At 68.7% G+C, this 24,619-nt stretch carries 22 protein-coding genes; 13 read left to right on the top strand and 9 right to left on the bottom strand.

The window, feature by feature from the left end:
* Positions 1 to 104: 104 nt before the first annotated feature.
* From ACLARN_RS21490 to ACLARN_RS21480, 3 genes are all read left to right on the top strand, one after another.
* Entirely contained in the window at positions 105 to 284 is a 180-nt protein-coding gene (locus ACLARN_RS21490) for a hypothetical protein (RefSeq protein WP_016332937.1), read from the top strand.
* A 105-nt stretch (positions 285 to 389) separates the two neighbouring features.
* On the top strand, positions 390 to 1,244 hold the full coding sequence (locus ACLARN_RS21485; protein WP_409493232.1) for an alpha/beta fold hydrolase: 855 nt from the start codon (positions 390 to 392) through the stop codon (positions 1,242 to 1,244).
* Positions 1,225 to 1,827: a TetR/AcrR family transcriptional regulator gene (locus ACLARN_RS21480; protein ID WP_409493231.1), complete on the top strand. Its 603-nt coding sequence runs from the start codon at positions 1,225 to 1,227 to the stop codon at positions 1,825 to 1,827. Before ACLARN_RS21485 ends, ACLARN_RS21480 begins: the two co-directional genes overlap by 20 nt.
* Here ACLARN_RS21480 and ACLARN_RS21475 read toward each other — a convergent pair.
* From ACLARN_RS21475 to ACLARN_RS21455, 5 genes are all read right to left on the bottom strand, one after another.
* Positions 1,824 to 3,005: an ROK family protein gene (locus ACLARN_RS21475; protein WP_409493230.1), complete on the bottom strand. Its 1,182-nt coding sequence runs from the start codon at positions 3,003 to 3,005 to the stop codon at positions 1,824 to 1,826. The two genes, ACLARN_RS21480 and ACLARN_RS21475, sit on opposite strands and share 4 nt — an antisense overlap.
* 11 nt (positions 3,006 to 3,016) lie before the next feature.
* A complete protein-coding gene (locus ACLARN_RS21470; protein WP_409493229.1) occupies positions 3,017 to 4,477 on the bottom strand; it encodes a sugar ABC transporter permease in 1,461 nt (486 codons plus the stop codon).
* A gap of 17 nt (positions 4,478 to 4,494) precedes the next feature.
* The gene (locus ACLARN_RS21465) at positions 4,495 to 5,268 is read right to left on the bottom strand and encodes an ATP-binding cassette domain-containing protein (protein WP_409493228.1); all 774 of its coding nucleotides are present in this window, start codon (positions 5,266 to 5,268) and stop codon (positions 4,495 to 4,497) included.
* An 86-nt stretch (positions 5,269 to 5,354) separates the two neighbouring features.
* On the bottom strand, positions 5,355 to 6,488 hold the full coding sequence (locus ACLARN_RS21460; RefSeq protein ID WP_409493227.1) for a sugar ABC transporter substrate-binding protein: 1,134 nt from the start codon (positions 6,486 to 6,488) through the stop codon (positions 5,355 to 5,357).
* A gap of 315 nt (positions 6,489 to 6,803) precedes the next feature.
* A complete protein-coding gene (locus tag ACLARN_RS21455; protein WP_409493226.1) occupies positions 6,804 to 8,558 on the bottom strand; it encodes a DEAD/DEAH box helicase in 1,755 nt (584 codons plus the stop codon).
* A 262-nt stretch (positions 8,559 to 8,820) separates the two neighbouring features.
* On the opposite strand from ACLARN_RS21455, the gene ACLARN_RS21450 reads away from it, so the two are divergent.
* Positions 8,821 to 9,924 (top strand): YihY/virulence factor BrkB family protein, encoded by a 1,104-nt coding sequence (locus tag ACLARN_RS21450; RefSeq protein ID WP_409493225.1) that lies wholly within the window; start codon positions 8,821 to 8,823, stop codon positions 9,922 to 9,924.
* 122 nt (positions 9,925 to 10,046) lie between these two features.
* A complete protein-coding gene (locus ACLARN_RS21445) occupies positions 10,047 to 13,184 on the top strand; it encodes an efflux RND transporter permease subunit (RefSeq protein ID WP_409493224.1) in 3,138 nt (1,045 codons plus the stop codon).
* Between the two features lie 119 nt (positions 13,185 to 13,303).
* Here the strand turns inward: ACLARN_RS21445 and ACLARN_RS21440 are convergent, their stop codons facing one another.
* A complete protein-coding gene (locus ACLARN_RS21440) occupies positions 13,304 to 14,140 on the bottom strand; it encodes a hypothetical protein (RefSeq protein WP_409493223.1) in 837 nt (278 codons plus the stop codon).
* A gap of 123 nt (positions 14,141 to 14,263) precedes the next feature.
* Entirely contained in the window at positions 14,264 to 14,506 is a 243-nt protein-coding gene (locus ACLARN_RS21435; RefSeq protein ID WP_005164469.1) for a DUF3039 domain-containing protein, read from the bottom strand.
* Positions 14,507 to 14,564: 58 nt separating this feature from the next.
* On the opposite strand from ACLARN_RS21435, the gene ACLARN_RS21430 reads away from it, so the two are divergent.
* Genes ACLARN_RS21430 through ACLARN_RS21415 form a run of 4 tightly spaced genes read left to right on the top strand, consistent with a single transcriptional unit; the run spans position 14,565 to position 17,811 of the window.
* Positions 14,565 to 15,371: a sporulation protein gene (locus ACLARN_RS21430; RefSeq protein WP_409493222.1), complete on the top strand. Its 807-nt coding sequence runs from the start codon at positions 14,565 to 14,567 to the stop codon at positions 15,369 to 15,371.
* Positions 15,371 to 16,015, top strand: a complete 645-nt coding sequence (locus ACLARN_RS21425; protein WP_409493221.1) for a hypothetical protein — start codon at positions 15,371 to 15,373, stop codon at positions 16,013 to 16,015. Before ACLARN_RS21430 ends, ACLARN_RS21425 begins: the two co-directional genes overlap by 1 nt.
* A 9-nt stretch (positions 16,016 to 16,024) precedes the next feature.
* Positions 16,025 to 16,942, top strand: coding sequence for a pseudouridine-5'-phosphate glycosidase (locus ACLARN_RS21420; RefSeq protein ID WP_409493220.1), 918 nt, complete (start codon positions 16,025 to 16,027; stop codon positions 16,940 to 16,942).
* On the top strand, positions 16,939 to 17,811 hold the full coding sequence (locus ACLARN_RS21415; RefSeq protein WP_409493219.1) for a carbohydrate kinase family protein: 873 nt from the start codon (positions 16,939 to 16,941) through the stop codon (positions 17,809 to 17,811). The genes ACLARN_RS21420 and ACLARN_RS21415 overlap by 4 nt, the downstream gene beginning before the upstream one ends.
* On the opposite strand, the gene ACLARN_RS21410 is transcribed toward ACLARN_RS21415, so the two are convergent.
* Complete coding sequence (locus ACLARN_RS21410; protein WP_409493218.1) at positions 17,812 to 18,165, bottom strand: DUF3099 domain-containing protein; 354 nt, start codon at positions 18,163 to 18,165, stop codon at positions 17,812 to 17,814.
* A gap of 17 nt (positions 18,166 to 18,182) precedes the next feature.
* A complete protein-coding gene (locus ACLARN_RS21405; RefSeq protein ID WP_409493217.1) occupies positions 18,183 to 19,448 on the bottom strand; it encodes an amidohydrolase in 1,266 nt (421 codons plus the stop codon).
* A gap of 27 nt (positions 19,449 to 19,475) precedes the next feature.
* Between ACLARN_RS21405 and ACLARN_RS21400 the strand changes: the two genes are divergently transcribed.
* From ACLARN_RS21400 to ACLARN_RS21385, 4 genes are all read left to right on the top strand, one after another.
* Complete coding sequence (locus ACLARN_RS21400) at positions 19,476 to 20,972, top strand: methyltransferase (protein WP_409493216.1); 1,497 nt, start codon at positions 19,476 to 19,478, stop codon at positions 20,970 to 20,972.
* Complete coding sequence (gene dtd, locus ACLARN_RS21395) at positions 20,972 to 21,397, top strand: D-aminoacyl-tRNA deacylase (RefSeq protein WP_409493215.1); 426 nt, start codon at positions 20,972 to 20,974, stop codon at positions 21,395 to 21,397. The genes ACLARN_RS21400 and dtd overlap by 1 nt, the downstream gene beginning before the upstream one ends.
* 247 nt (positions 21,398 to 21,644) lie before the next feature.
* The gene (locus tag ACLARN_RS21390; protein ID WP_409493214.1) at positions 21,645 to 22,682 is read left to right on the top strand and encodes a sigma-70 family RNA polymerase sigma factor; all 1,038 of its coding nucleotides are present in this window, start codon (positions 21,645 to 21,647) and stop codon (positions 22,680 to 22,682) included.
* A 224-nt stretch (positions 22,683 to 22,906) separates the two neighbouring features.
* Complete coding sequence (locus ACLARN_RS21385) at positions 22,907 to 24,565, top strand: fumarate hydratase (protein WP_409493213.1); 1,659 nt, start codon at positions 22,907 to 22,909, stop codon at positions 24,563 to 24,565.
* Positions 24,566 to 24,619: the final 54 nt, after the last annotated feature.

Raw genomic sequence — 24,619 nt, 5'->3', positions numbered from 1 at the left:
AACACGGCGGGGCCGGGAACGAACGTTGCCGGCATCAGTGCCGAAGTGGTCGTAGCTGGATCGATGGCACCGGGTCACCGGTGCCGGGACGGAGGGAGACTCCAATGACTTCACCGACGCTCACCCGCCCCGAACTGACCGCTGCCGACCGATGCGACCGGTGTGGAGCTGCAGCCCAGGTTCGAGCCATTCTCAGCACCGGTGGCGAGTTGCTCTTCTGTGGTCACCACGCCCGCGCACACGAAACGAAGCTCAAAGAAATGTCCGCGGACATTCAGCGGTAGCCACCAGTCCACGACCACCGGCGGCCGGCTGCTCCCCTATGGAGCACGCCGGCCGCCCTGTTTTTTACACTACAAACACATACATACAGCATGTATGTTGATGGCATGACTATCAGCGAACCCCTCGGCGAGGTGGACCTCGGCGGTGCCCGTATCCGCTACCGCGACCGCGGCGAAGGCCCTCCCGTGGTCTTCGTGCACGGTCTGCTGACCAACGGCCTGCTCTGGCGCAACGTGGCCCCTACCGTCGCCGAAGCGGGCTTCCGCTGCCTGACCCCGGACTGGCCACTGGGCTCGCACGAGATCCCGGTCCCCGATGCCGACCTGAGCCCGCCCGGAGTGGCCGCGCTCATCGCGCGGTTCCTCGAGGTACTCGACCTGACCGACGTCACCGTGGTCGCCAACGACACCGGCGGCGCGCTCACCCAGCTGCTCATGACCACCTCCCCCGAACGGGTCGGCCGGGTCGTGCTGACCCCGTCGGACAGCTTCGAGCGGTTCCTGCCGCCGATGTTCTCGCCGCTCAGCCTGCTGGCCCGGATCCCCGGCGGCACCTGGCCGGTGGTCCAGGCCTTGCGCTGGCGATGGCTGCTGAAGTCGACGGACTTCCTCTGGCTGGCCAAACGTCCGGTGCCGGACCACGTCCTGGATGCCTACCTGCTGCCCAGCAGGCGGAGCCCGGAGATCCGCGACGACCTGCGCCGGTTCATGGCGAGCATCGACAAGCGCTACACGCTGACGGCGGCCGAGCGGCTGCCCGCCTTCGAGAAGCCGGTGCTGCTGGTCTGGGCACCCGAGGACCGGCATTTCCCGTTGTCGCTGGGCCGCAAGCTCGCCGGGGTCCTGCCGAACGCCGAACTGAAGACGATCGAGGACTCGTACACCTTCGTGCCGGAGGACCAGCCGGAGCGACTGAGCGCCATGGTGGTGGAATTCCTGCGTGCCCACGCCACGACGTAGCCAGACCGAGCGATCGCAGTCGACGCAGACCGCCCTGATCACGGCGGCACGCACGCTGTTCGCCGAGCAGGGCTACGCCGCCGTGCCCGCCGACGAGATCGTCCGGGCGGCTGGCGTCACCCGTGGCGCGCTGTACCACCACTTCGGGGACAAACAGGGACTGTTCCGCGCCGTGATCGAGCAGATCGAAACGGAGATCACCGAAGAACTGCAGACCGTCCTGCGCTCGACGGCCGATCCGTGGTCGGGGGCGCTCGGCGTGCTGAGCCGGTTCCTGGACCTGTGCCTGCGGCCCGAAGTGGTGCGGATCGCGCTCACGGACGCCGTCTCCGTCCTCGGCTGGCAGGAATGGCGCCGGCTGGAGACCCGGTACGGGCTGGGTCTGATCACGGAGATCCTGGAGGCAGCCGCGACGGACGGGCTGCTGGTCGAGGCGCCGGTCCCGGAACTGGCGCAACTGGTGCTGAGCGCCTGCGCGGAGGCGGCGCTGATGATCGCGCACGCGGAAGACCGCGAAGCGGCGAAGGAGAAGGCTCTGGCCGCTCTGGTGGCCCTGCTGGCCGGTCTCGTTCGCGTGTCCTAGACCGTGTCCAGGATCATCTCGAACGCCGCTTCGGCCGCGCCCAGCAGCTTCACGTCGGCGCCCAGCGCGGAGCTCACGATCTGCGTCCCGCCGACCGCCCGGCTGACCAGGCTCCGCCGCCGGACCTCGGCCGCCACCGACCGCACGACCGAATCGGGCAGCACGGTGAGCAGGTCGCCCAGCACGACCAGCTGCGGGCCGAGCAGGTTGACCACGTTCACCAGGCCCAGCGTCAGCCATTCCGCGAACTCCGAAAGCCGTTCCTCGGCCGCATGCGGGTCGCGGCCCAGTTCGCGCAGTTCGAACAGGATCGCCCCGCGCGGGGTGTCCTCGGGCAGGTCGAGCGCGCGGCACAGGGCCGCCTCGCCGACCTCGGTCTCCCAGCAGCCGCTGGACCCGCAGTAGCAGGGACGGCCACCGGGCCGGATCGACATATGCCCGATCTCGCCGACGTACCCGGAGCCGCCGCGCAGCGACGAGCCGTCCGCGATGATCCCGCCACCGACACCGACGTCGGCGGAGACGTACACGGCGTCGGACGAGCCCCGCGCGGCACCGCGCAGGTGTTCGGCGATGGCGCCGAGTTCGGCGTCGTTGCCGACGAGGATGGGGATGCGCAGCACACCGCCGAGCCGTTCCCCGAGCGCCACGTCGGTCCAGCGCAGGTTGGGCGCCTCGTGGACGTACCCGTCCGTGCGACGGACGACGCCGGGGACGGACACCCCCGCGGCGATCGGCTGCACGCCGAGGTCGCCCGCCAGCACGGTGGTCGACTCGATCACATGCGTGATCACCTCGTCGGCCTCCCGCATCCGGCCGTGGAGGTTCCAGCTGTTGCGCCCGAGGATCTGGCCGCCGAACCCGACCAGCGCGATCGCCACGTGTTCGACCTGGAGGTCGACCGCGAGCACCACCGCCGCGTGCGGCTGCGGCAGGACCAGGAGCGAGGGGCGGCCCGCCCCTCGTCCCGGCCTGGGGACCCTCTCCTCGACGACGCCCGCTTCCGCGAGCCCGTCGACGAGGGTCTTGATGGTGCTGCGGTTGAGCCCCAGCTCGGTGGCCAAGGTCGCCCTGGTGCTCGGGCCGCTGACGTGCAGCAACCGGAGCAGGGTCGTGCGGTTGTGCCTGCGCACCTCGTCTGGTCGTGCAACGGGTGTGCTGGTCACGGGCTTCATCATTCCATGCGGACTCAGCGCGGCGACGCAGCCGCGCGGCGCCGGGACAGCGCGTCCACCGTCGCCGCGAGAAGCAGCACCAAACCGGTGACGATGTTGACCACCGCCGCCGACTGCTTCAGCAGGCCGAGCGCGTTTTCCACGACCGCCAGCACGAGACCACCGATCACCGCGTCGACGACCCGGCCCTTGCCGCCGAACAGCGACGTGCCACCGATGACCGCGGCACCGACCGCGAACAGCAGCGTGTTGAGGCCACCGGCCTGCGGGTCGACCGAACCGACCTTCGACGAGTAGACGATCGCGCCGATCGCCGCCACCGCCGAGCAGATGACGAACACCGAAGCGCGGATCTTCTCGACGTTGATACCGGCGCGGCGGGCCGCTTCCCGGTTGCCACCGACGGCGTAGATGTGGCGGCCGTACTGCGTGCGGTTGAGCACGTAGGTACCGAGCACCAGCAGCGCGAGCACGATCGGCACGACGTACGGGACACCGGAGATCACGATGTTCGGGTTGGGCGCGCGGTTGATCGTGAGCAGATACGTCGCGATGGCCGCGACGACCGCGATCGCGCCGACCTTGAACAGCACCATCGGCGTCGGCTGGGTGACCAAGCCCCGCTTGAGCCGCGAGAAGTGCTGCCCCAGGGACACCGCGGCGAATCCACCGGCGGCGATCACGAACAGGATCCAACTGCCCATTGTGGACAGATTGCCGTTGGCGACCTTGAACAGCACGTCCGAGGTGCTGATGCCGAGCGTGCCGCCTTCACCGATGAACTGGAGGATGACGCCTTGCCAGGCAAGGAAAAGCGCCAGTGTCACGACGAACGAGGGCATGCCGATCTTCGAGACCAGGAAGCCGGTGAGGACACCGATCGCGCCACCGACGCTGATCGCGAGCACGATCTCGATCCACGGGTTGGCCGCCGCTCCGGACAGCACCAGCGCGATGGCGAGCACGGCGAAGCCGACACCGGCCCAGATCCGCAGGATCACCCCGAGCAGACCGGCGATCGCGAGTACCACGAGGAACGTGATGAACACGCCGTTCCCCATACCGCCCAACAGGTTTCCGTTACGCACGTAGTGCATCGCGAGTACGGCGGCGGTGACCCCGGACGCGGTACCCGCGGACAGGTCGATCTCGCCGAGCAGCAGTACGAACACGATGCCCATCGCGATGATCGCCTTGCCGGCGCCCTGCGCCATCAGGTTCGCGATGTTGTTCATCGTCAGGAAGGTGTCCGACAGCGAGGCGAACACGATCACCAGTACGAACAGGCCGAGCAGCGCCGGGAGCGAACCCAGCTGCCCCGCCTTGAGCCGGGAGAAGTAGTCGCCGATCGCCTCGCCCGTTGACATCGATGTCGTGTCGATGCCGAAGTCCGTGATGGCCGCCGACGGGTTGAGCGCGGCGGCCGCCGACTTGCCCCCCTCCGGCGAGGCGGGCTTTGCAGGAGTCTCAGTCATTTCCGGTTCTTTCTCGCTCACAGGACGGCGGCTTCGGGGCGGGCAAGGCCGAGGTCGCCGGAGCGGCCGGCGGTGATCAGTTCCACGACCTGGCCGTGGGTCACGTCCTTGGTGTGCACCTCGGCGACGAGACGGCCGAGGTAGAGCACCGCGATCCGGTCGGCGACCTCGAAGACGTCGGCCATGTTGTGGCTGATCAGCACCACTCCGAGGCCCTGCTCCGCGAGGCGGCGGACGAGGTCGAGCACCTGACGGGTCTGCGCGACACCGAGCGCGGCGGTCGGCTCGTCGAGCAGCACCACCTTCGAGTCCCACAGCACGGACTTGGCGATCGCGACGGTCTGCCGTTGCCCACCCGAGAGGGCCGAAACCGGCGTGCGGACGGATTTCACGGTGCGGACCGAAAGCGAGGCAAGTGTCTCGCGGGCCGCCTTCTCCATGCTGGCCTCGTCGAGCAGCCATTTGCTGCCGCGTTCCCGGCCGAGGAACATGTTCTGCACGATGTCGAGGTTCTCCGCCAGCGCGAGGTCCTGGTAGACGACCTCGATGCCCAGATCCGCGGCGTCGCGCGGGCCGTGGATGTGCACCGGCTCGCCCTGGAACTTCACCGTGCCCGAGTCGTAGCCGTGGATCCCGGCGATCGACTTGACCAGCGTGGACTTGCCCGCACCGTTGTCGCCGACCAGCGCGGTGACCTCACCGGCGCGCACGTTGAAGTCCACGTCGTGGAGAACGTGGACCGGTCCGAAGCTCTTGTTCAGCTGCTTCAGTTCGAGGATGGGTTCACTCATGGGGGTTCTCGAATTCTCCCGGCTGGGAACCGGGCCGGGGCGCGCTGTCGGGAGCACACCCCGGCCCGGTCGTCTGGATTAACGGGTCAGGAGATACCGAGCTGCGTGCACGCCGCGGCCAGGTCGCCGCCGCAGATCTCGGCCGCCTTGACGTAGCCCTGCGTCACGACCTCCTTGACGCCGTCCTTGGTGGTCAGCTTCGGCTCGAGGAGCACGGACTTGACCTCCCGGTTGCCCTTCGGGTCCTTCGCCTTGCCGGTGGCCAGCGCGTCGGCGCCCGCCTTGTCGCCCTTGGCCAGCAGGACGGCGAGCTTCGCCGCGGCCTCGGCTTCTTCCTTGATCGGCTTGAAGACGGTCATGTACTGGTCGCCGCGCAGGATGGCCATGAGGCCGTCCGCGGTGGCGTCCTGGCCGGTGACCGGGACCTTGCCGTTGAGGCCGTTCTTCTTCAGCACGGTGATGACCGCGCCCGCGAGACCGTCGTTCGCGGCGACGACGCCGTCGACCTTGCCCTTGTTGTCGGTCAAGATCTGCTCGAAGGTCTGGCCACCCTTCTGGTTGTCCCAGTTGTCGATGGCCTGTTCACGGACGAGCTTCAGGTCGCCGCTGGCGAATTTCGGCTGCAGGACGGACTTCTGGCCGTTGGCGAACAGCGTCGCGTTGTTGTCGGTCGGGGCACCCTCGATCATGACGACCTCGGCGCCCTTCTTGTCCTTCAGCGCGTCGGCGAGACCCTGGCCCTGGAGCTGGCCGACCTTCTCGTTGTCGAACGAGACGTAGTAGTCGGAGCTGCCGCCGAGGTTCAGGCGGTCGTAGTCGATCGTCGGGATGCCCGCGGCCTGCGCCTTCTTGGCGACCGCCGAGCCGACCTCGCCGTTGATGGCGGCGATGATCAGGACCTTGACGTTCTGCGCGATCATGCCGTCGGCCAGCGTGGTGAACTTCTGGACGTCGCCCTGCGCGTTCTGGACGTCGGCGTCGAAGCCCGCGTCCTTGAGCGCCTTGGTCAGGAACGGCTTGTCGAAGGACTCCCAGCGCGCGGAGGTCGCGGTCTCCGGCAGGATGACGCCGACCTTGCCACCGGCGGCGGCACCGCCGGGGGCGGGGGCGGACTGCGAGGAGTTGCCGCTGCCCGAGTCGGCGGAGTTGGCGCCACAGGCGGAGAGCACCAGGCCGGCGCCCACCGTCGCGGCGAGGAGGGTAAGGGTTCTGCTGCGCATCCTCGAACCTTTCCGAATCTTGCTCGCGGGCGGCGATCCAGGCGGACCGATCGCACCATCGCGCATATGTTGTGGGCGACAACATATGCCGCCGAAAGGGTTTCACGGAAGACGGCTGGATCGATTAAGCCTCATCAAATGGACACGGTTTGGCAACGTGGCCGTAGCAAGACGTACGCAGTCTAGGTCCGCTGACAGTGTGACCGCCACCACTCACGCAGCGTGATTATCGTTGGTTGCGGCAGCTGTTATGAACGGACCGTTCATAACAAAATGTGTTATGAACGGTCCGTTCATAACAGCGGTGGGAGGGCGCTACCAGGTGCGCAGGGTGACGATCCGCTCTTCGAGCTGTTCGACGGACGCCATCGCGGTCGGCGGGCCGCCGCAGACGCGGCGCAGTTCGTTGTGGATCGCGCCGTGCGGCTTCCTCGTCCGGTGGTGGTGCACGCCCACCAGCGCGTTCAGCTCCTTGCGCAGGGCGCCGAGCCGCTCGCTGACCGACTGCGGCCGCGCGACCGGCGCCTCCTGCTCGGCCTTGGGCTTGCGCCGCTTCTCGTCCGAAAGCTGCTCTTCCTGCCGCTTCCGCAGCAGGGCACGGACCTGGTCCGGTTCCAGCAGCCCCGGCAGGCCGAGGTACTCCTGCTCCTCGTCGGAACCGGAGAACACCGCGGTGCCGAAGGAGTTGCCGTCGTAGATGACCTGGTCGAGTTCGGCGGAGGCGCCCAGCGAGGTGAACGCCTTCTCCTCTTCGCCCGGCTCGTCCTCGGTGCGGTTGGCCTGGGCGAGGAGTTCGTCCTCCCAGCCTTCCTTCTCGCGGTGCGGTTTGCCGAGGACGTGGTCGCGCTGGGCCTCCAGCTCACTGGCCAGTTCCAGCAGCACCGGCACGCTCGGCAGGAACACCGACGCCGTCTCACCGGGTTTGCGCGAACGCACGTACCGGCCGATGGCCTGCGCGAAGAACAGCGGGGTCGACGCGCTCGTGGCGTAGACGCCGACCGCGAGACGCGGGACGTCGACGCCCTCGGACACCATCCGGACAGCGACCAGCCAGCGGTCGGTCGAGTCGGAGAACTCCTTGATCCGCCCGGACGCCTTGGGGTCGTCGGAGAGGACGACCGTCGGGGTCTGGCCGGAGAGGCGTTCCAGGATCTTGGCGTAGGCGCGCGCGGAGTCCTGGTCGGTGGCGATCACCAGGCCACCGGCGTCCGGGATGCCGTTGGCGCGTAACTGCGCGAGGCGGGTGTCCGCGGCCTGCAACACCGACGGGATCCACTCACCGGCCGGGTCGAGCGCCGTGCGCCAGGCCCGCGCGTTCTGCTCGGCGGTCAGCGGCTCGCCGAGCCGCGCGGTGAACTCCTCCCCCGCGCTCGTGCGCCAGGAGGCCTCACCGGAGTAGGCGAGGAAGACGACCGGCCGGACGACGCCGTCGGCGAGCGCGTCGGCGTAGCCGTAGGAGTGGTCGGATTTGCTGCGCTGGAAGCCCGAACCGTCGGGCTCGTAGGTGACGAACGGGATCTGCGAGTCGTCGCTACGGAACGGCGTCCCGGTCAGCGCGAGACGGCGGACGGCCGGCGTGAACGCCTCGCGGATCGCGTCACCCCACGACTTCGCGTCACCGCCGTGGTGGATCTCGTCGAGGATGACCAGCGTCTTGCGGTTCTCGGTACGCACCCGGTGCAGCGTCGGATGCGCCGCGACCTGAGCGTAGGTCACCGCGACCCCGTGGTAGTCGCGCGAGGTGGCACCGGCGCCGTTGCGGAAGTTCGAGTCGATCGCGATCCCCGCGGCCGCCGCGGAGGCGGCCCACTGGTGCTTCAGGTGTTCCGTCGGCGCGACGATGGTGATCTTCTCGATGGTCCGGTCGCTCAGCAGCTCGGCGGCGATGCGGAGCCCGAACACCGTCTTGCCAGCGCCCGGCGTCGCGACGGCCAGGAAGTCCTGCGGTTTCTTCGTCAGGTACTTCGTCAGCGCGCGGCGCTGCCAGGCACGCAGCGGACGGGCGGTGCTGTCCTTCGCCGCGGGAGGCGCGCCCAGCTCGCCTCGATCACGTTCAACCGTTTCCGCCATGCGGTTCCCCTCCTCCCTCACCGAAACCCCTGGTCAATCGCCTTGCCACAAGCGAAAACCCCCACTTTGGTATCCGGCCGCGACGCCGGCGCCTGAGGTGAGGGCACTCCAGTGAGCCTACCCGCCGCCTCCGTGGAACGCCGGAAGCGCCACCCCCGTTGTCGGTTTACTCACCCAAAAACCCAGGGGTGGCGAGCCGAATGCCGGGACATGGACCATGCTGGACACCGTCAAGGGCGCTCGGCGCTGGCGGAGGAGCTGCATGAGCGAGGAGAACGGCCGGGAAGAGCCGGCCGCCGAGGTCGCGAAGGTCCGCAGGGGCCCGTTGCGCCTGCTCAGCCGCACGCTCACCAAGGCGTGGGAAGGCAACATCTTCTCCGAGGCCGCCGAAGCCGCGTTCTGGCAGACGCTGTCGCTGCCGCCGCTGCTGCTCGGTCTCCTCGGTTGCCTCGGCTTCGTCGGCGACTGGTTCGGCCAGGAGGTCGTGACCGCGGTCCACGACCGGATCATCACCTTCAGCAAGACGATCTTCAGCGACAACGCCGTGCACGACATCATCGAGCCGACGGTCAACAGCATCCTGTTCGTCGGCAAGGGCGAGATCGTCTCCGTCGGCTTCCTGATCTCCCTGTGGGCGGGTTCGTCGGCGATGTCGTCGTTCGTCGACGCGATCACCGTGGCGCACGACCAGTACGGCGTCCGCAACGACGTCTGGCAGCGGATCTTCGCGCTGTTGCTCTACTTGGCCGGGCTGGTCATCCTGGTGGTCGGACTGCCGCTGCTGGCGATCGGGCCGGACCTGCTCCCCCAGTTCTTCCCCACGGACTGGCGCGGCACGGTGTCGTACTGGGTCGGCACGCTGTACTACCCGGTGCTGGCCGTGATGATCGTGCTGGCGCTGACGACGCTGTACAAGCTGTCCCTGCCGCGCAGGCTGCCTTGGCACCGCGGGCTGCCGGGCGCGATGCTCGCCATGGTCTTCTTCCTGCTCTCCAGTATCGGCCTGCGGATCTACCTGAACTGGATCACCAAGACCGGCTACACCTACGGCGCGCTCGCCGCGCCGATCGCGTTCCTGCTGCTGATGTTCTTCATCGGGCTCGCGGTCGTCTTCGGCGCGTACTTCAACAGCGCGATCCAGGAATTGTGGCCTGCCAAGGCGACCAAACGCCAGCGCCGGAAATGGCGGCGACTGGAGATGGAACGCGCCAGCGAGCGGATCCGCGCCGAGGAGGGCCGCAAACTGTGGGAACGGACGACCGTCCCGCTGCGGCGGCCCCGTCAAGACGACGAGAGCGAACCGGAACAGTCGGTGAACAAAGAACCGCAGAGCGAAGCCGATCAGGTGACCGAACGGCGAAGTTGACACCCGACCTCATCCCGAAGTCGTAGCCCGATTCCACCCGTAGTGTGAATCCAGTCCACCCCCCGCCATGAAAAGCTCGCGGTAATCCACATGTTCCCGAGCACTACCTGGGGGATCCCGCCATGTCCACGCTGGCCAGACTGAGCCTGCGCAACCGAAGTCTCATCGGGCTGCTCGCCCTGGTGGTCATCGGCTTCGGCGCTTTCGCGCTGCCGCAGCTCAAGCAGCAGCTGTTCCCCTCACTGCAGTTCCCGCAGGCGCAGATCATCACGCCGTACACGGGCGCGTCGCCGGACGCGGTCGATCGCCAGGTCACCGAGCCACTCGAGGGCGGTTTGCAGGGCCTGAAGGGCCTGGAAGAGCTGAACTCGACGTCGTCGGAGGGCTTGTCGCGGATCACCGCGCAGTTCGAATTCGGCACGGACATCGACGCCGCCGTCGGGCAGATCCAGCGCGTCGTCGACGGGGTCAAGGCACGGCTGCCGCAGAACACCGAACCGTCGGTGTCCGCGGGGTCCACCGACGATCTCCCGGTCGTGCTGCTCGCCGCCGGGACCACCGGTGACCCGCAGGCGCTCGCGCCCGCGCTGACCGGGGAGGTCGCGCCGGAACTGCGCAAGATCGACGGCGTCCGCGAGGTCACGGTGACCGGCGCGCGGCAACCGCGGGTCACGATCGCGCTGGACTACGCGAAACTGGCCGCGGCGGGCGTCGACCCATCGTCGATCGCCACCACCTTGCAGACCGCCGGTGCCGCCGTCCCGGCCGGGACGCTCACCGAAGGCGACAAGACACTCACCGTCCAGGTCGGCGGCGGACCGACCACAGTGGACACGATCAAGAACCTCTACCTGACGCCGTCGGCCTCGCCGTCGTCGCGTCCCGGTGCACAGGCGCCCAAGCCGGTCAAACTAGGTGAGATCGCGGACGTCCAGGCAGGCTTCGCGCCGCCGACGTCGATCACGCGCACCAACGGCAAGCCGAGCCTGGGGCTCTCGATCACCATGGTGGAGAACGGGAACGCGGTCGCGATCTCGGAATCGGTGCGGGACAAGCTGCCCGAGCTGTCGAAGAAGATCGGCGCCGAGATGAGCGTCGTGTTCGACCAGGGCACCCCGGTCAAGGACGCGATCAGCGGCCTGACCACCGAAGGCCTGCTGGGCCTGGCGTTCGCGGTCATCGTGATCCTGTTGTTCCTGATGTCGCTGCGGTCCACGCTCGTGACGGCGGTGTCGATCCCGCTTTCGGTCGTCGTGGCGCTGCTGGCGTTGTGGACCGGTGATCTATCGCTGAACCTGCTCACCCTCGGCGCGCTCACCATCGCGATCGGCCGGGTGGTCGACGACTCGATCGTGGTGCTGGAGAACATCAAACGACATCTGGCGTACGGCGAGGAAAAAGAGCGCGCGGTCCTCGACGGCGTGCGCGAGGTGGCGGGTGCCGTGACCTCGTCCACCCTCACCACCGTCGCGGTGTTCCTGCCGATCGCCTTCGTCGGCGGATTCGTCGGTGAGCTGTTCTCGCCGTTCGCGATCACGGTCACCGTGGCGCTGCTGGCTTCGCTGCTGGTCTCGCTGACGATCGTGCCGGTGCTCGCGTACTGGTTCCTCAAGCCGCCCAAGACGCCGGCGAACGACCACGAGGCCGAACTCACGCGGCAGGCGGCGGAAGACAAGGAACGCCGCGGGTTGCTCCAGCGCGGATACGTACCGGTGATCCGGTTCGCCACCCAGCGCCGCGTCGCCGTCGTCCTGCTGGCGCTGATCATCTTCGGCGGCACGGTCGGGCTCGCGTCGCAGCTGAACACGAACTTCCTCGACCAGTCCGGATCGACGACGCTGAGCCTTTCGCAGAAACTGCCGCCCGGCACCAGTTCCGAAGCCAAGGAGAAGGCAGCCGGCGCGGTGGAGCAGGCACTCGCCGCCGAACCCGACGTCGAGACCTATCAGGTGAGCATCGGCGGGAGCAATTTCTTCGGCGGTGGCGGGACGGCGACCAACATCCAGGCCACCGTCGCCAAGGACACCGACCTCGACGCGCTCTCGGATCGCTTGCGGGGCAAGCTGAGCGGGCCGGGACTCGGCGAAGTCAAGATCGGCGCCGAAGCGGGCGGCTTCAACTCCGACGGGGTCTCGATCACCGTCACCGCTCCCGACGAGGCCTCGCTGAAGCCCGCCGCCGAACAGGTCCGCCAGGCTTTGTCCGGGGTGCCGGACCTGACCGAGGTGACCAGTGACCTCGCGCAGGGTTCGCCGCGCGTGCAGGTCGAGGTCGACGCCGCCAAGGCCGCCGCGAGCGGGCTTTCGGCCACGACGATCGGTCAGATCGCGAACCAGGCGATCGCCGGCCGCACGGTGACCCAGCTACCGGTGGACGGGCAGCGCACCGACATCGTGCTGCGTGCGGGCTCGGCCCCGGTGTCGGTGGACGCGATCAAGGCGCTGCCGATCCCGAGCGCCACCGGCGTCGTCCGGCTGGACACCGTCGCGAACGTGTCCACTGTGGACGGACCGGCCGCGGTGCACCGCACCTCGGGCGAGCTGAGCACCACGGTCACCGCCAAGAACACCGGCGCGGACCTCGCCGCGACCACCAAGGCCATCCAGTCCAAACTGGACGGTCTGACGTTCAGCGGCGGCGCGGCGTACAAGCTCGGCGGGGTCAGCGAGGACCAGCAGGAGGCGTTCGGGAACCTGTTCCTCGCGCTGCTGGCCGCGGTCGCGATCGTGTACCTGATCATGGTGGCGACGTTCCGCAGCCTGCTCCAGCCGCTGATCCTGCTGGTGTCGATCCCGTTCGCGGCGACCGGCGCGATCGGGCTGCTGCTGGCCACCGGGACCGCGCTCGGCCTGCCCGCGCTGATCGGCATGCTGATGCTCGTCGGCATCGTGGTGACCAACGCGATCGTGCTGATCGACCTGATCAACCAGTACCGGGCTTCGGGGATGAGCGTCGCCGACGCGGTGGTCGAAGGCGGCAGGCGGCGGCTTCGGCCGATCCTGATGACCGCGGCGGCGACCATCTTCGCGCTGATCCCGATGGCGCTCGGCCTCACCGGTCAGGGCGGGTTCATCGGGCAGCCGCTGGCGATCGTGGTGATCGGCGGGCTGGTCAGCTCGACCCTGCTGACCCTGATCCTGGTCCCGACGCTGTACACGATGGTCGAGACCCGGAAAGAAAAGCGCCGCGCGAAGAAGGATGCTCGACGGTCTTCAGCGACTCCCGCCGCCGAGGATCTCACTCCGGAGCCCGCGCGGTAACGGAGAACTCGCGTGATTGAACGGAGAACTCGCGTGATCGGCGGGGCAACACGCTGTTGCCCGTCTGATCACGCGAGTTCTCCGTCTAGCCACGCGAGTTCTCCGTCTGATCACGCGAGTCACGCCTTCCGGAACCGCCAGGTCTTGCTGTCGAAGGCCACGCACCACGAAGGCGACAGGACCACGACCCGCAGGATCCCGTCGGCGGCGACGTCGACGCCTTCGGTTTCGAAGTTCCCGCTACAGATGCTCTTCAAAGGCAGCTGACCCAGCGAGGTCACCCGGCCGGTGACGTCCGAACCGGAAAGCGCACCGGAGAGATCCACTTGCAGCAGCGGTTTGGTCGTCCCGAACAGCGAGCCGTCGGGGTCGTCGGACGCGCACAGCAGCCGGGTCGCGGTGACGAAGTCGCAGCCCTGGATGTCCCGCACCGGCCGGTCGAGCCGGATCGCGGACGAGTACGGCAGGTTCGCCGACGGGTTCGTATGCGCGACGCCGGGCATCGGGTGCACGAGCAGCCGGTCCATCGTGCCCCACTCGCCCGCCACCATCCAGCGCGCGTCGGGGGTCACGGCGGCGAACGAGTTGTTGTTCGCTTCCCACGATTCCAGCGCGTGCGTGTAGTTCGCCCAGGTCCCGTTCGGCGACTCGACACGGAAGAGCTTCGCGCCCCGGTCGTCGCGCTGATACGGCTCGACGTACCAGCCTTGCGCCGAACCCGGGTCGCCGACGTGACCCCAGCCCTTCGAGGACAGGTCGACCGGCACGGTCGCGATCCCGGTGTAGCGGTAGATGGTCCCGGAAGGCCGTTCGATGGTGGCCAGGCCCTGGCCCTCGTCGAGCGGGCGGGCGTTGTCCGAACCGACCGTGGTCCAGCCTGTCACGGCCTGGGCGGCGGCTGGTGAGAACACCGCGACCAACGCGGCGATGACGAGCACGATCCCGGTTCTACGCATGAAGGCTCCGTCCCGGCGGGTTTTCGCTGGCGGGTACTGATTACCAGCGATCACCGGGACGGACAGCCACCATGTGAAGGATTTTCAGATCTTGTCCGGTTTCGGACACCGGACGGCCAGGTGTCAGTCGCCCGGCTTGAGACCGTCGTAGATCTTCTTGCAGTCCGGGCAGACCGGCGAACCGGGCTTCGCCGACTTCGTCACCGGGAAGACCTCGCCGCACAGCGCCACCACGTGCGTGCCCATGACCGCGCTTTCGGCGATCTTGTTCTTGCGCACGTAGTGGAACATCTTCGGCGCGTCGTCGTCGGTGCCGTCGGTGCCCTCGGGACGGGTATCCGGCTTCGGAAGGGTCTGTGTACTCACCCCTCCATAATGCCCCAAAACCTCCTGCGCACACCGGGGACCTGGCAGGATCTCGCTCATGTTCCAGAAGGTGCTCGCGACATTCGGTTCGGGCGGAGCGAAGATCGACGCCCGGCTGCTCGACCGTTCGGTCTCCCCCGGCCGCGCCCTGCGGGGCGAGGTCCTGCTGCTCGGCGGCGAAGTCGATCAAGAGATCAACGGTCTCTCGGTGCAGCTGCTCGCCCGCGTCCAGACGCCGGACGAGCACAGCCCCAAGTTCGAAGACCTCGAATTCGGCACCCAGCAGCTGGCAGGCCGCGAACGCGTCGCGCCCGGCCAGCAGATCCGCATCCCGTTCGAGGTCGCCCTGCCATGGGAGACGCCGATCTCCAGCGTCTTCGGCAAACCACTGCACGGCATGGCCGTCGGCCTGCAAACCAGCCTCGACATCGCGAATTCCGTCACCGACCCGGCCGACGTCGACGCCGCCGCGATCGAGCCGCTGCCCGCCCAGAAACGGATACTGGACGCCTTCAGCCGGATCGGCTTCGTCTTCCGCGAGGCCGTGCTCGAACGCGGCCGGATCAACGGCGCGACCCAGCAGCTCCCGTTCTTCCAGGAGATCCGCTTCACCCCCTCGCCGCGGTTCGCGAACGTCTTCACCTCGGTGGCGGTGACCTTCCTGTCCTCGGCGGCGGAGACGCAGGTCGTGCTGGAGGTGACCAAACGGGTCCGGGTGTCCAAGAGCGGCGGGTTCGGCGGTCGCGGGCAGGAGTTCCTCGGCCTGTTCAAGGTCGACCACGCCGCGCTGGAGCGGGTCAAATGGGAGCCGCAGATCGAGGGCTGGCTGCACGAAGTGGCCAAGTCGCGCGGAATCTTCGACTGATGGACTGGCTGCCCGCGATCACGCGGCTCGGCGGCGATCACCTGGTCGCCGCGGTCGCGTGGAACGACCTCGAGACCCGCTACGCCGAGCCGCACCGCCGCTATCACGATCTCCGGCACGTCACCGCCGTCGCCCACGACAGCGGTGACCTCGCCGTCGCGTTCGGCCTGGGTGCCCGGCAACGGGCGATCGTCGCCGTCGCCTCCTGGGCGCACGACGTCGTCTACGACGCCCGCCCCGGCGACGACGAACGGGCCAGCGCGGCTTGGACCCGCGACGAACTCACCAACGCCGGGGTCCCCGCGGCCGACATCACCCGCGCGGAGGAACTGATCCTCGCCACGATCGAGCACTCCGCGCCGGGGGAAGACCTCCTCGCCACCGCACTGCTCGACGCCGACCTCGCGATTCTCGGCGCCAAACCCGAGGTGTACGAGGAATACGCGGCCGGTGTCCGGGCGGAGTACTCGATCTACTCCGACGAAGACTGGCGTGCGGGACGCGTGGCCGTGCTGGAGAACCTGCTGGCCCGGCCGCGGCTGTACCGCAGCGACATCGCACGGGCACGCTGGGAGAGCAAGGCGCGGGAGAACCTCGCGAACGAACTGACCCGATGGCGTGACGCTGACCCACATCACCGATGATGTTCGTTCGTGACTCCGCAACTGTCCCTTCACGAAGAGGTCGCCTCCGCCCTCGCCGCCGGTGACCCCGTCGTCGCGCTGGAGAGCACCATCCTCTCCCACGGTCTCCCGCCCGGCCGCAACCTCGACGTCGCCCGGCGGCTGGAAAAGGTCGTCCGGGACGGCGGCGCCGTCCCCGCGACGATCGCCGTGCTCGACGGCGTCCCCCTGGTGGGGCTCACCGGCGAGCAGCTGGAGCGCGTCTGCGCGCCCGGCGCCGACCTGGACAAGCTCTCTCTGCGCGACCTCGGCCCGGCCGTCGGCCTCGGCCGGTCCGGGGCGACGACGGTCGCGAGCACCGCGGCGCTCGCCGCCGCGGCCGGGATCGGCATGTTCGCCACCGGCGGCCTCGGCGGCGTGCACCAGGGCGCGGCACAGAGCTGGGACGTCTCGGCGGATCTGGGCGTGCTCGCGAAGGTGCCGACCACGGTCGTCTGCTCCGGCGTGAAATCGGTGCTCGACATCGCGGCGACCCTCGAAGTGCTGGAGACCAACTCGGTGCCCGTGCTGGGCTACCGCACCAGCGAGTTCCCCGCGTTCTACCTCCGCTCGTCCGGTTTCGAGGTGCCGTGGCGGGTCGACGACGCCGCGCGGGCCGCCGCGGTCATCGCCGCGCATCGCGCGCACGCCGAATCCGGTGTACTGCTGGCGAACCCGATTCCGGAAGCGTCCGAAATGGACAAAGAGCTGCACGACCGCTTGCTGGCCGAAGGGCTCGAACTCCTGCGGACGCGAGGAGTGCACGGCAAGGACGTGACACCTGTGCTGCTGGAGCATTTCCACACCGCCAGCGGCGGCGTGAGCCTCGACGCGAACGAGGCACTGGTGCTGTCCAACGCGGAACTGGCCACCGAGGTCGCCGTCGCGCTCGCCGGGAACGCGGCATGAGCGGGATCGTGGTCGTCGGCGACGTCGGCCTCGACGTGGTCGCGCGGCACGAGGGTCCCATCCCGCACGGCGGCGACATCCGCGCGAAGGTCCACTTCACCAGCGGTGGCGCGGGCGCGAACACCGCGCTCTGGCTGCGCGCCGAAGACGCGGAGACCACGCTGATCGCCCGGATCGGCGACGATTCCGGCGGCCGCATGGTGAAGAGCGAACTGGAAGCGGCGGGCGTCCGCTGCGAGTTCGCGGTGGACCCCGACGAGCCGACCTTCTGCGTCGTGGTGCTCGTCGACGGCACCGGTGAGCGGAGCATGCTCGCCGACCGCGGCGCGAACTCCCGGTTCAGTCCCTCCGACATCACCGACGAGGCGCTGACCGGGGCGAGTCACCTGCACCTGTCGGGCTACGTCCTGTTGCAGCCGTCCTCGCGGCCCGCGGCGCTCGCCTCGCTGGCGGCGGCGAAGAAGGCCGGGCTGACGACGTCGGTCGATCCGCAGGCGGCGACGCTGATCACCGATCCGGCGGCCTTCCTCGACGACGTACGCGGCGTCGACCTGCTGATGCCGAACACGAGCGAACTGGTCGCGCTGACCGGGTCGAGTGATCCGGAGGCGGCGAAGGAACTGCTGGACTACGTGGGCGAGGTCGTGGTCACCGCGGGTCTCGACGGCGCCAGCTGGATCGACGCGGGCGGCACCATCACTTCGGTGCCGTCGCAGCCCGTCGACTGCATCGACTCCACCGGCGCAGGGGACGCCTTCGACGCCGGTGTGCTGGCGGCGTGGCTGCGCGGCGAGTCCACCGTGGAGGTCCTGCGGGCGGGCACCCGGCTGGGTGCCCGCGCGGTCGCGAAGGTCGGGCCGCAGCCCTGATCAGCCGCCGTCGATGACCTGGTGGCCGCCGCCCTCGATGCGGGTCGGTTCGGCCTGGAAACGGTTGACCGACTCGCTCTTGCGCGGCGGCCGGTCGTTGGCCACCAGGACGGCGATCCAGGGCAGCGGGATCGAGATCGCGATCAGCGCCAGCGCGAGCCACCAGGTCTCGTAGAAGATCCCGGCGAGGATGAGACACGGGATGCGGAACGACATCATGATGATGTACTTCCGCTTACGTTTGGCGAGTTGCTCTTCGTAGGACGGGGCGGCTTCGGTGATCAGCACCGGAGCGGGTTCCCTCGGTTCGGGACCGTGGGCGGGCGCGTTCACAGCACCACCTCCGGCTTCCATGCTCCCACTCGCCGGGCTCATCCGACACCCGGGTGGGTGAGCCGGTGCAAGGCCGCGACCACGAGCGTCTCGACGCCGGCCGAAAGCGTGGGATGCGGGATCGGCGCGAAGAGCGGCGAGTGGTTCGACGGGATGTCCTGTTCGAACCGGCCGTCGGTCATCGCGGAGATCACCTGGTCCTCGTCCAGCCCGCCGACCAGCCAGAACACCGACGGCACCCCGGCGGCGCGACCGAACTCGCTGAAGTCCTCACTGCCGGTGACCAGCGGCGCGGGCATGACCCGGCCGTCGCCGAAGTGGTCGCGGAAGGCGGCGGCGAGTCCTTCGGTGGCTTTCTCGTCGTTCTCGGTGACCGGGAAGGCGCCGATGCGCTCGATCTCCGGCGGCTTCGGCGCGCCCGCGGTGGCCGCCTCGCCGTTGACGATCCGCTCGACCGCCGCGACGACCTTCTCCCGCACCGCCTGGTCGAACGACCGGATGTTGACCTCGAGCACGGCGTGGTCGGCGATGATGTTGTGCGCGGTCCCGACGTGCAGCGAACCGACGGTCACCACCGCCGACTCGGTCGCGGAGATCTCCCGCGAAACGATGGTCTGCAGTTTCAGCACCACGGACGCGGCGAGCACCGCGGGATCCACCGTGGTCTCGGGACGTGAGCCGTGCCCGCCCCGGCCGTGCAGCGTGATGCGGAGCGCGTCGGTGGCGGCCATGATCACACCCGGCCTGGTCAGCACCCAGCCCGCCGGACCGGGTACGACGTGCTGGCCGAGCACGACGTCGGGTTTGCCCGCGGGTTCGAAGACACCGTCGCGGACCATCCCGACGGCACCGTCCCCGGCCTCCTCCCCCGGCTGGAAGACGACCATCAGCGTGCCGGACCAGTGCTCGCGCCCGGCAGCCAGCAGTGAGGCGGCACCGGAGAGCCAGGTGGCGTGCATATCGTGTCCGCAGGCGTGCATCACCGGTACGTCGCGGCCTTCGGCGTCGACACCACGCGCGGTGCTCGCGTAGGGCAGGCCGGTCTTCTCCTCGACCGGCAGCGCGTCGATGTCGGCGCGCAGCATCACCTTCGGGCCTGGCCCGTTGCGCAGCACGCCGAGGACGCCGGTGCGGCCGATCCCGGTGTGCACCTCGTAGCCGTCGGCCTCCAGACGCCGGGCCAGTTCGGCGGCGGTGCGGGTTTCGGCGAACGACAGCTCCGGATGCCGGTGGAGGTCGGTGTACAGGTCTTCCAATCCGGGCAGCGCCGCCTGCAGCGGTGCCAGGACACGTTCGAGGCTCACAAGCTCATCCTGGCAGTATTACCCACCGTGAGCACACCAGCGGCCTTCCCCGACCTGTCCGACGACGTCTGCGCGAGGCTGCGGGACGCCTTCCGCCGGACGGGTTACGACGCCGACGGCGTGGTCGACGCCCTCGGCTCCGCGCACGCCGCCCTCGGCCGCGGCGAACCCGAACTCGCCCATCGCGCGACCCGCGACTCCGGCGAACTCGGCACGCTGATCCGGCTCTTCCTGCTGGGCTCGACCGAATCGGAGAAGGACGTCGAGGCCGCTTTCGCGCCACTGTCCCTCGATGACGCGGTCGCCGCCATGGTGCTCGTCCCCGTCGCCGACGGCTACCGAGCCGGTCTCGACGTCCGCCCGCACGGCGACGACGAAGGCTCGTGGTGGGTGGTCTCGGACCTCGATGCGGACATCCTCGGCCAGGCCGTGCCCGAGGACCACGTCCTCGGCGTCGGGCACGCCTCGCTCAGCCTGATCCGCGCGACCAGCCGTCGCGAGGTCGGCAGCCTGCTCGACCTCGGCACCGGCAACGGCGTCCAGGCGCTGCACGCCACCCGCCACGCGAAGAAGGTCACCGCCACCGATCTCTCGGCCCGCGCGCTGGCGCTCGCCGCGGCCACCTTCCGGCTCAACGAACTCGACGTCGAACTCGTGCGGGGCGAATGGTTCGCGCCGGTCGCGCGACGCCGGTTCGACCAGATCGTCTGCAATCCGCCGTTCGTGGTCGGCCCGCCCCGCGTGGACTACACCTACCGCGACTCCGGCCTGGCCGGCGACGACGCCAGCGCGCTCGTGGTGCGGCAGCTGCCCGGGTTCCTCAACGACGGTGGCACCGGCCACCTCCTCGCGTCCTGGCTGCACGTCGAGGGCGAGGACTGGGGCGACCGGGTGACCCGCTGGCTGCCCGCCGAGACCGACGCGTGGTTCGTCCAGCGCGACATCGCGGATCCGGGTCTGTACGTCGGCACGTGGCTGCGCGACGCGGGTATCGACCCCCGCTCCCCCGAGGGCAGGGCGAAATCCGGCGCCTGGCTCGACTGGTTCGCCGAGAACGACGTCCAGGGCATCGGTTTCGGCTTCGTCACCCTTCGCCGCGCATCGAACCAGACGCCGACGATCGTGTGCGAAGACCTGCGCCAGGCCTACGACGACCCACTGGGCGCCGAGGCCGCGAACTGGCTTGACCGGGTGGAGTGGCTGCGCGCCAACGGGGATTCGTTACTGGATGTCCGTTTCCGTGTCCCGGAAAGTGTCCTGCTGGAGAGCGTCGCCGAGCCGGGCGACGAGGGCTGGACCACGACCGTCCAGCGGCTGCACCGCACCGACGGCCCAGGGTGGTCGCACGAGGTCGACGAACTGGCGACCCGGCTGCTCGCCGGCTGCCAGGGCGCCTTGCCGCTGGAAGACCTGATCGTGCTCCTGGCGGCCGCGCAGGGGCTCGAACCGGAGGAACTGGCCGCCGCCGCGCTGCCCGTCGTCCGCGAACTGGTGCGGCACGGCATGCTCCTCCCCGCCGTCTGATGCGCGCGGTGGTGACGAGGGTCACGGAAGCGAGCGTGACCGTCGGCGACGAGGTGACGGGCGCCATCGACGAACCGGGTTTGCTGGTACTGCTGGGAATTCACGTCGACGACGACGTGACGAAGGCGGCCACGATGGCACGCAAACTGCACGAAGCTCGCATACTTCGTGACGAGGAGTCGTGTGCCACCACCGGCGCTCCCCTACTTGTCGTAAGCCAGTTCACCCTTTATGGCGATACCCGCAAAGGCCGCCGTCCGTCGTGGACGGCGGCCGCCCGGCCCGAACTCGCCGAACCGCTCGTGACGGCCGTCGTCGACGCCTTGCGCGAACGCGGCGCGCGGGTCGAAACCGGCCGGTTCGGGGCCATGATGGCGGTCCGGAGCGTGAACGACGGTCCTTTCACTCTTCTCATAGAGGTCTAGACCACGTTTGTTTCTCCCCCGCACGGGCATTCTCAGGAAAAGCTCAGGGTTGGTCGAGCAACGCCCCAGGTCAGCCGCCCGTCTCCTGTATAGCTGCCGGGAACGTTTTCGAACCTCCCGGCGTTGAGCAAAGTGTCCAGCCAAGCTGGGCCGACGAGGAGTAGCGGGTTTTCCACAGGGCTTGCTACGCCGAGGCGGATCCGGCGGACATATCGCAGCACGTTCAGCCCGTGACCGGGGAGGCAGAATGTCAGTCCAGACTCTCGAACGCGAAGCGCGCGGGATTCGCGAGCGCCGTATCCCGGCGCAGTCCACCGAGGAGCCGGTGATCGCGGGGGCGTTCACCGACGCAGCAGCAGACCTCGACGCCCAGAGCCCGGCCGCGGACCTCGTCCGTGTGTACCTCAACGGAATCGGCAAGACGGCACTGCTGTCCGCCGCCGACGAGGTCGAGCTGGCGAAGCGCATCGAAGCCGGAGTGTTCGCCCAGCACATGCTGGACACGGCCGAGAGCCTCACGCCGAAGCGGCGCTCCGAGATGTCCGCTCTCGTACGTGACGGCCACGTCGCGAAGAACCACCTGCTGGAGGCCAACCTCCGCCTCGTGGTCTCGCTCGCGAAGCGGTACACCGGCCGGGGGATGCCGCTGCTCGATCTGATCCAGGAGGGGAACCTGGGCCTGATCCGCGCGGTGGAGAAGTTCGACTACTCCAAGGGGTTCAAGTTCTCGACCTACGCCACCTGGTGGATCCGCCAGGCCATCACCAGGGGGATGGCCGACCAGGGACGCACCATCCGGCTGCCGGTCCACTTGGTGGAACAGGTGAACAAGCTGGCCCGCATCAAGCGCGACCTGCACCAGCAGCTCGGGCGCGACGCGACGCACGACGAACTGGCCGCGGAATCGGGCATTCCGGCGCACAAGATCTCCGATCTGCTCGACCACTCGCGTGACCCGGTGAGCCTCGACATGCCGGTCGGCACCGAGGAGGACGCCCCGCTCGGTGACTTCATCGAGGATTCCGAGGCGACCGACGCCGAGAGCGCCGTGATCTCCGGTCTGCTCCAGGACGACCTTCGCCGCGTGCTCGCGACGCTGGACGACCGGGAGTCCCAGGTGATCCGTCTCCGCTACGGCCTCGACGATGGCCAGCCGCGGACGCTCGACCAGATCGGCAAGTTCTTCGGGCTTTCCCGTGAACGCGTTCGCCAGATCGAGCGTGAGGTCATGTCGAAGCTGCGTCAGGGTGAGCGGGCCGATCGCCTGCGCGCCTACGCTTCGTAGTCCTCACTGGGCCTTTCGGCGCGGAAAAAGCAACACCCGTTCGGCAGCGTTGACTTATGACCTGCGTCACGAGACCGTCGAGCAGGTAATAGGTCTTCGCGGTCGGGTGTTCGCGCCCGGATCGCTTTCCCCGGGAGGTCGGGTCCGTCGGGGTGGGCCCGGCCTCCCGAATTTCTTTGCCGTACCGTGGGCGGGTTCCCGATGCCGGCAAAGGAGCCCGCGCAGTGGCGCCCACCACGTTCCAGCACACTGAAGTCCTTCCGCTCGCCAAGGACACCCGCACCGAGTACCGGCTGATCGGCACCGAAGGTGTCGAGGTCGTCGAAGCCGCGGGCCGCAAGTTCCTCAAGGTCGAGCCCGAGGCACTGACCAAGCTCGCCAAGACCGCGATCACCGACATCCAGCACCTGTTGCGCTCGTCACACCTGGCACAGCTGCGCGCGATCGTCGACGACCCGGAGGCGAGCGGCAACGACCGGTTCGTCGCGATGGACCTGCTGCGCAACGCGGCGATCTCCGCGGGCGGCGTCCTCCCGATGTGCCAGGACACCGGCACCGCGATCGTGATCGGCAAACGCGGCGAAGGCGTCCTCACCGGCGCCGACGACGAACGCGCGTTGTCGCGCGGCATTTTCGACGCCTATCAGGAGTTGAATCTGCGCTATTCACAGATGGCGCCGGTGAATTTCTGGGATGAGCGCAATACGGGCACCAACTTGCCCGCGCAGATCGAGCTCTATCACAAAGATGGCCAAGGCGACCCGAGCTATGAATTCCTGTTCATGGCCAAGGGTGGCGGCAGCGCGAACAAGACGTTCCTCTATCAGGAAACCAAAGCGGTCCTGAACCCGAAGCGCCTCGCGAAGTTCCTCGACGAGAAACTGCGCAGCCTCGGCACCGCCGCCTGCCCGCCGTACCACCTCGCGATCGTCGTCGGCGGCACGTCGGCGGAGTTCAACCTGAAGGTCGCGAAGCTGGCTTCGGCCCGCTACCTCGACGACCTGCCGACCGAGGGTTCCGAGCTGGGCCACGGTTTCCGCGACGTCGACCTCGAGCAGCAGGTGCTGGAGATGACGCGTCAGTTCGGCATCGGCGCGCAGTTCGGCGGCAAGTACTTCTGCCACGACGTCCGCGTGATCCGGCTGCCGCGTCACGGCGCGTCCTGCCCGGTCGGCATCGCTGTCTCGTGTTCCGCCGACCGTCAGGCCAAGGCGAAGATCACCGCGGACGGCGTCTTCCTGGAGCAGCTGGAGCGCGACCCGGCACGGTTCCTGCCGGACGTCACCGAGGACGACCTGTCCGACGAGGTGGTGACCGTCGACCTCAACCGCCCGATGGCCGAGATCCGCGCCCAGCTCTCGCAGCTGCCGGTGAAGACACGCCTGTCGCTGACCGGTCCGCTCGTCGTCGCCCGCGACATCGCGCACGCGAAGATCGCCGAGCGGCTCGACGCGGGCGAAGAGATGCCCCAGTACCTTCGCGACCACCCCGTGTACTACGCGGGCCCTGCGAAGACGCCGGAAGGCTACGCGTCGGGCTCCTTCGGGCCGACCACCGCGGGCCGCATGGACTCCTACGTCGAGCAGTTCCAGGCCGCGGGCGGCTCGCTGGTGATGCTGGCGAAGGGCAACCGGTCCAAGAAGGTGACCTCGGCGTGCAACGAGCACGGCGGGTTCTACCTCGGCTCGATCGGCGGCCCGGCCGCGCGGCTCGCGCAGGACTGCATCAAGAAGGTCGACGTCCTCGAGTACGCCGAACTGGGGATGGAGGCGGTCTGGAAGATCGAGGTCGAGGACTTCCCCGCGTTCATCGTCATCGACGACAAGGGCAACGACTTCTTCGAGGCCACCTCGGAACCGGTGCTGCAGATCAGCTTCCGCTGACCCCTCGCGTGGGGGAAGCGAGTGCTACCCGCGCGTGAGGTGCCGCCGCGGCTC

It is taken from the genome of Amycolatopsis sp. cmx-11-12 (genome assembly GCF_046269425.1).
Classification (GTDB): Bacteria; Actinomycetota; Actinomycetes; order Mycobacteriales; family Pseudonocardiaceae; genus Amycolatopsis.
Note: the sequence above shows the minus strand (reverse complement) of the source record. Positions and strands in the feature narration are given on the sequence as shown.

Coding starts and splice junctions, on each gene's coding strand:
- ACLARN_RS21430 (WP_409493222.1), top strand. CDS start 14,565: ATGTTCCAGAAGGTGCTCGCGACATTCGGTTCGGGCGGAGCGAAGATC.
- ACLARN_RS21445 (WP_409493224.1), top strand. CDS start 10,047: ATGTCCACGCTGGCCAGACTGAGCCTGCGCAACCGAAGTCTCATCGGG.
- ACLARN_RS21455 (WP_409493226.1), bottom strand. CDS start 8,558: ATGGCGGAAACGGTTGAACGTGATCGAGGCGAGCTGGGCGCGCCTCCC.
- ACLARN_RS21415 (WP_409493219.1), top strand. CDS start 16,939: ATGAGCGGGATCGTGGTCGTCGGCGACGTCGGCCTCGACGTGGTCGCG.
- ACLARN_RS21390 (WP_409493214.1), top strand. CDS start 21,645: ATGTCAGTCCAGACTCTCGAACGCGAAGCGCGCGGGATTCGCGAGCGC.
- ACLARN_RS21450 (WP_409493225.1), top strand. CDS start 8,821: ATGAGCGAGGAGAACGGCCGGGAAGAGCCGGCCGCCGAGGTCGCGAAG.
- ACLARN_RS21475 (WP_409493230.1), bottom strand. CDS start 3,005: ATGATGAAGCCCGTGACCAGCACACCCGTTGCACGACCAGACGAGGTG.
- ACLARN_RS21465 (WP_409493228.1), bottom strand. CDS start 5,268: ATGAGTGAACCCATCCTCGAACTGAAGCAGCTGAACAAGAGCTTCGGA.
- ACLARN_RS21425 (WP_409493221.1), top strand. CDS start 15,371: ATGGACTGGCTGCCCGCGATCACGCGGCTCGGCGGCGATCACCTGGTC.
- ACLARN_RS21485 (WP_409493232.1), top strand. CDS start 390: ATGACTATCAGCGAACCCCTCGGCGAGGTGGACCTCGGCGGTGCCCGT.
- dtd (WP_409493215.1), top strand. CDS start 20,972: ATGCGCGCGGTGGTGACGAGGGTCACGGAAGCGAGCGTGACCGTCGGC.
- ACLARN_RS21460 (WP_409493227.1), bottom strand. CDS start 6,488: ATGCGCAGCAGAACCCTTACCCTCCTCGCCGCGACGGTGGGCGCCGGC.
- ACLARN_RS21490 (WP_016332937.1), top strand. CDS start 105: ATGACTTCACCGACGCTCACCCGCCCCGAACTGACCGCTGCCGACCGA.
- ACLARN_RS21440 (WP_409493223.1), bottom strand. CDS start 14,140: ATGCGTAGAACCGGGATCGTGCTCGTCATCGCCGCGTTGGTCGCGGTG.
- ACLARN_RS21410 (WP_409493218.1), bottom strand. CDS start 18,165: ATGGAAGCCGGAGGTGGTGCTGTGAACGCGCCCGCCCACGGTCCCGAA.
- ACLARN_RS21470 (WP_409493229.1), bottom strand. CDS start 4,477: ATGACTGAGACTCCTGCAAAGCCCGCCTCGCCGGAGGGGGGCAAGTCG.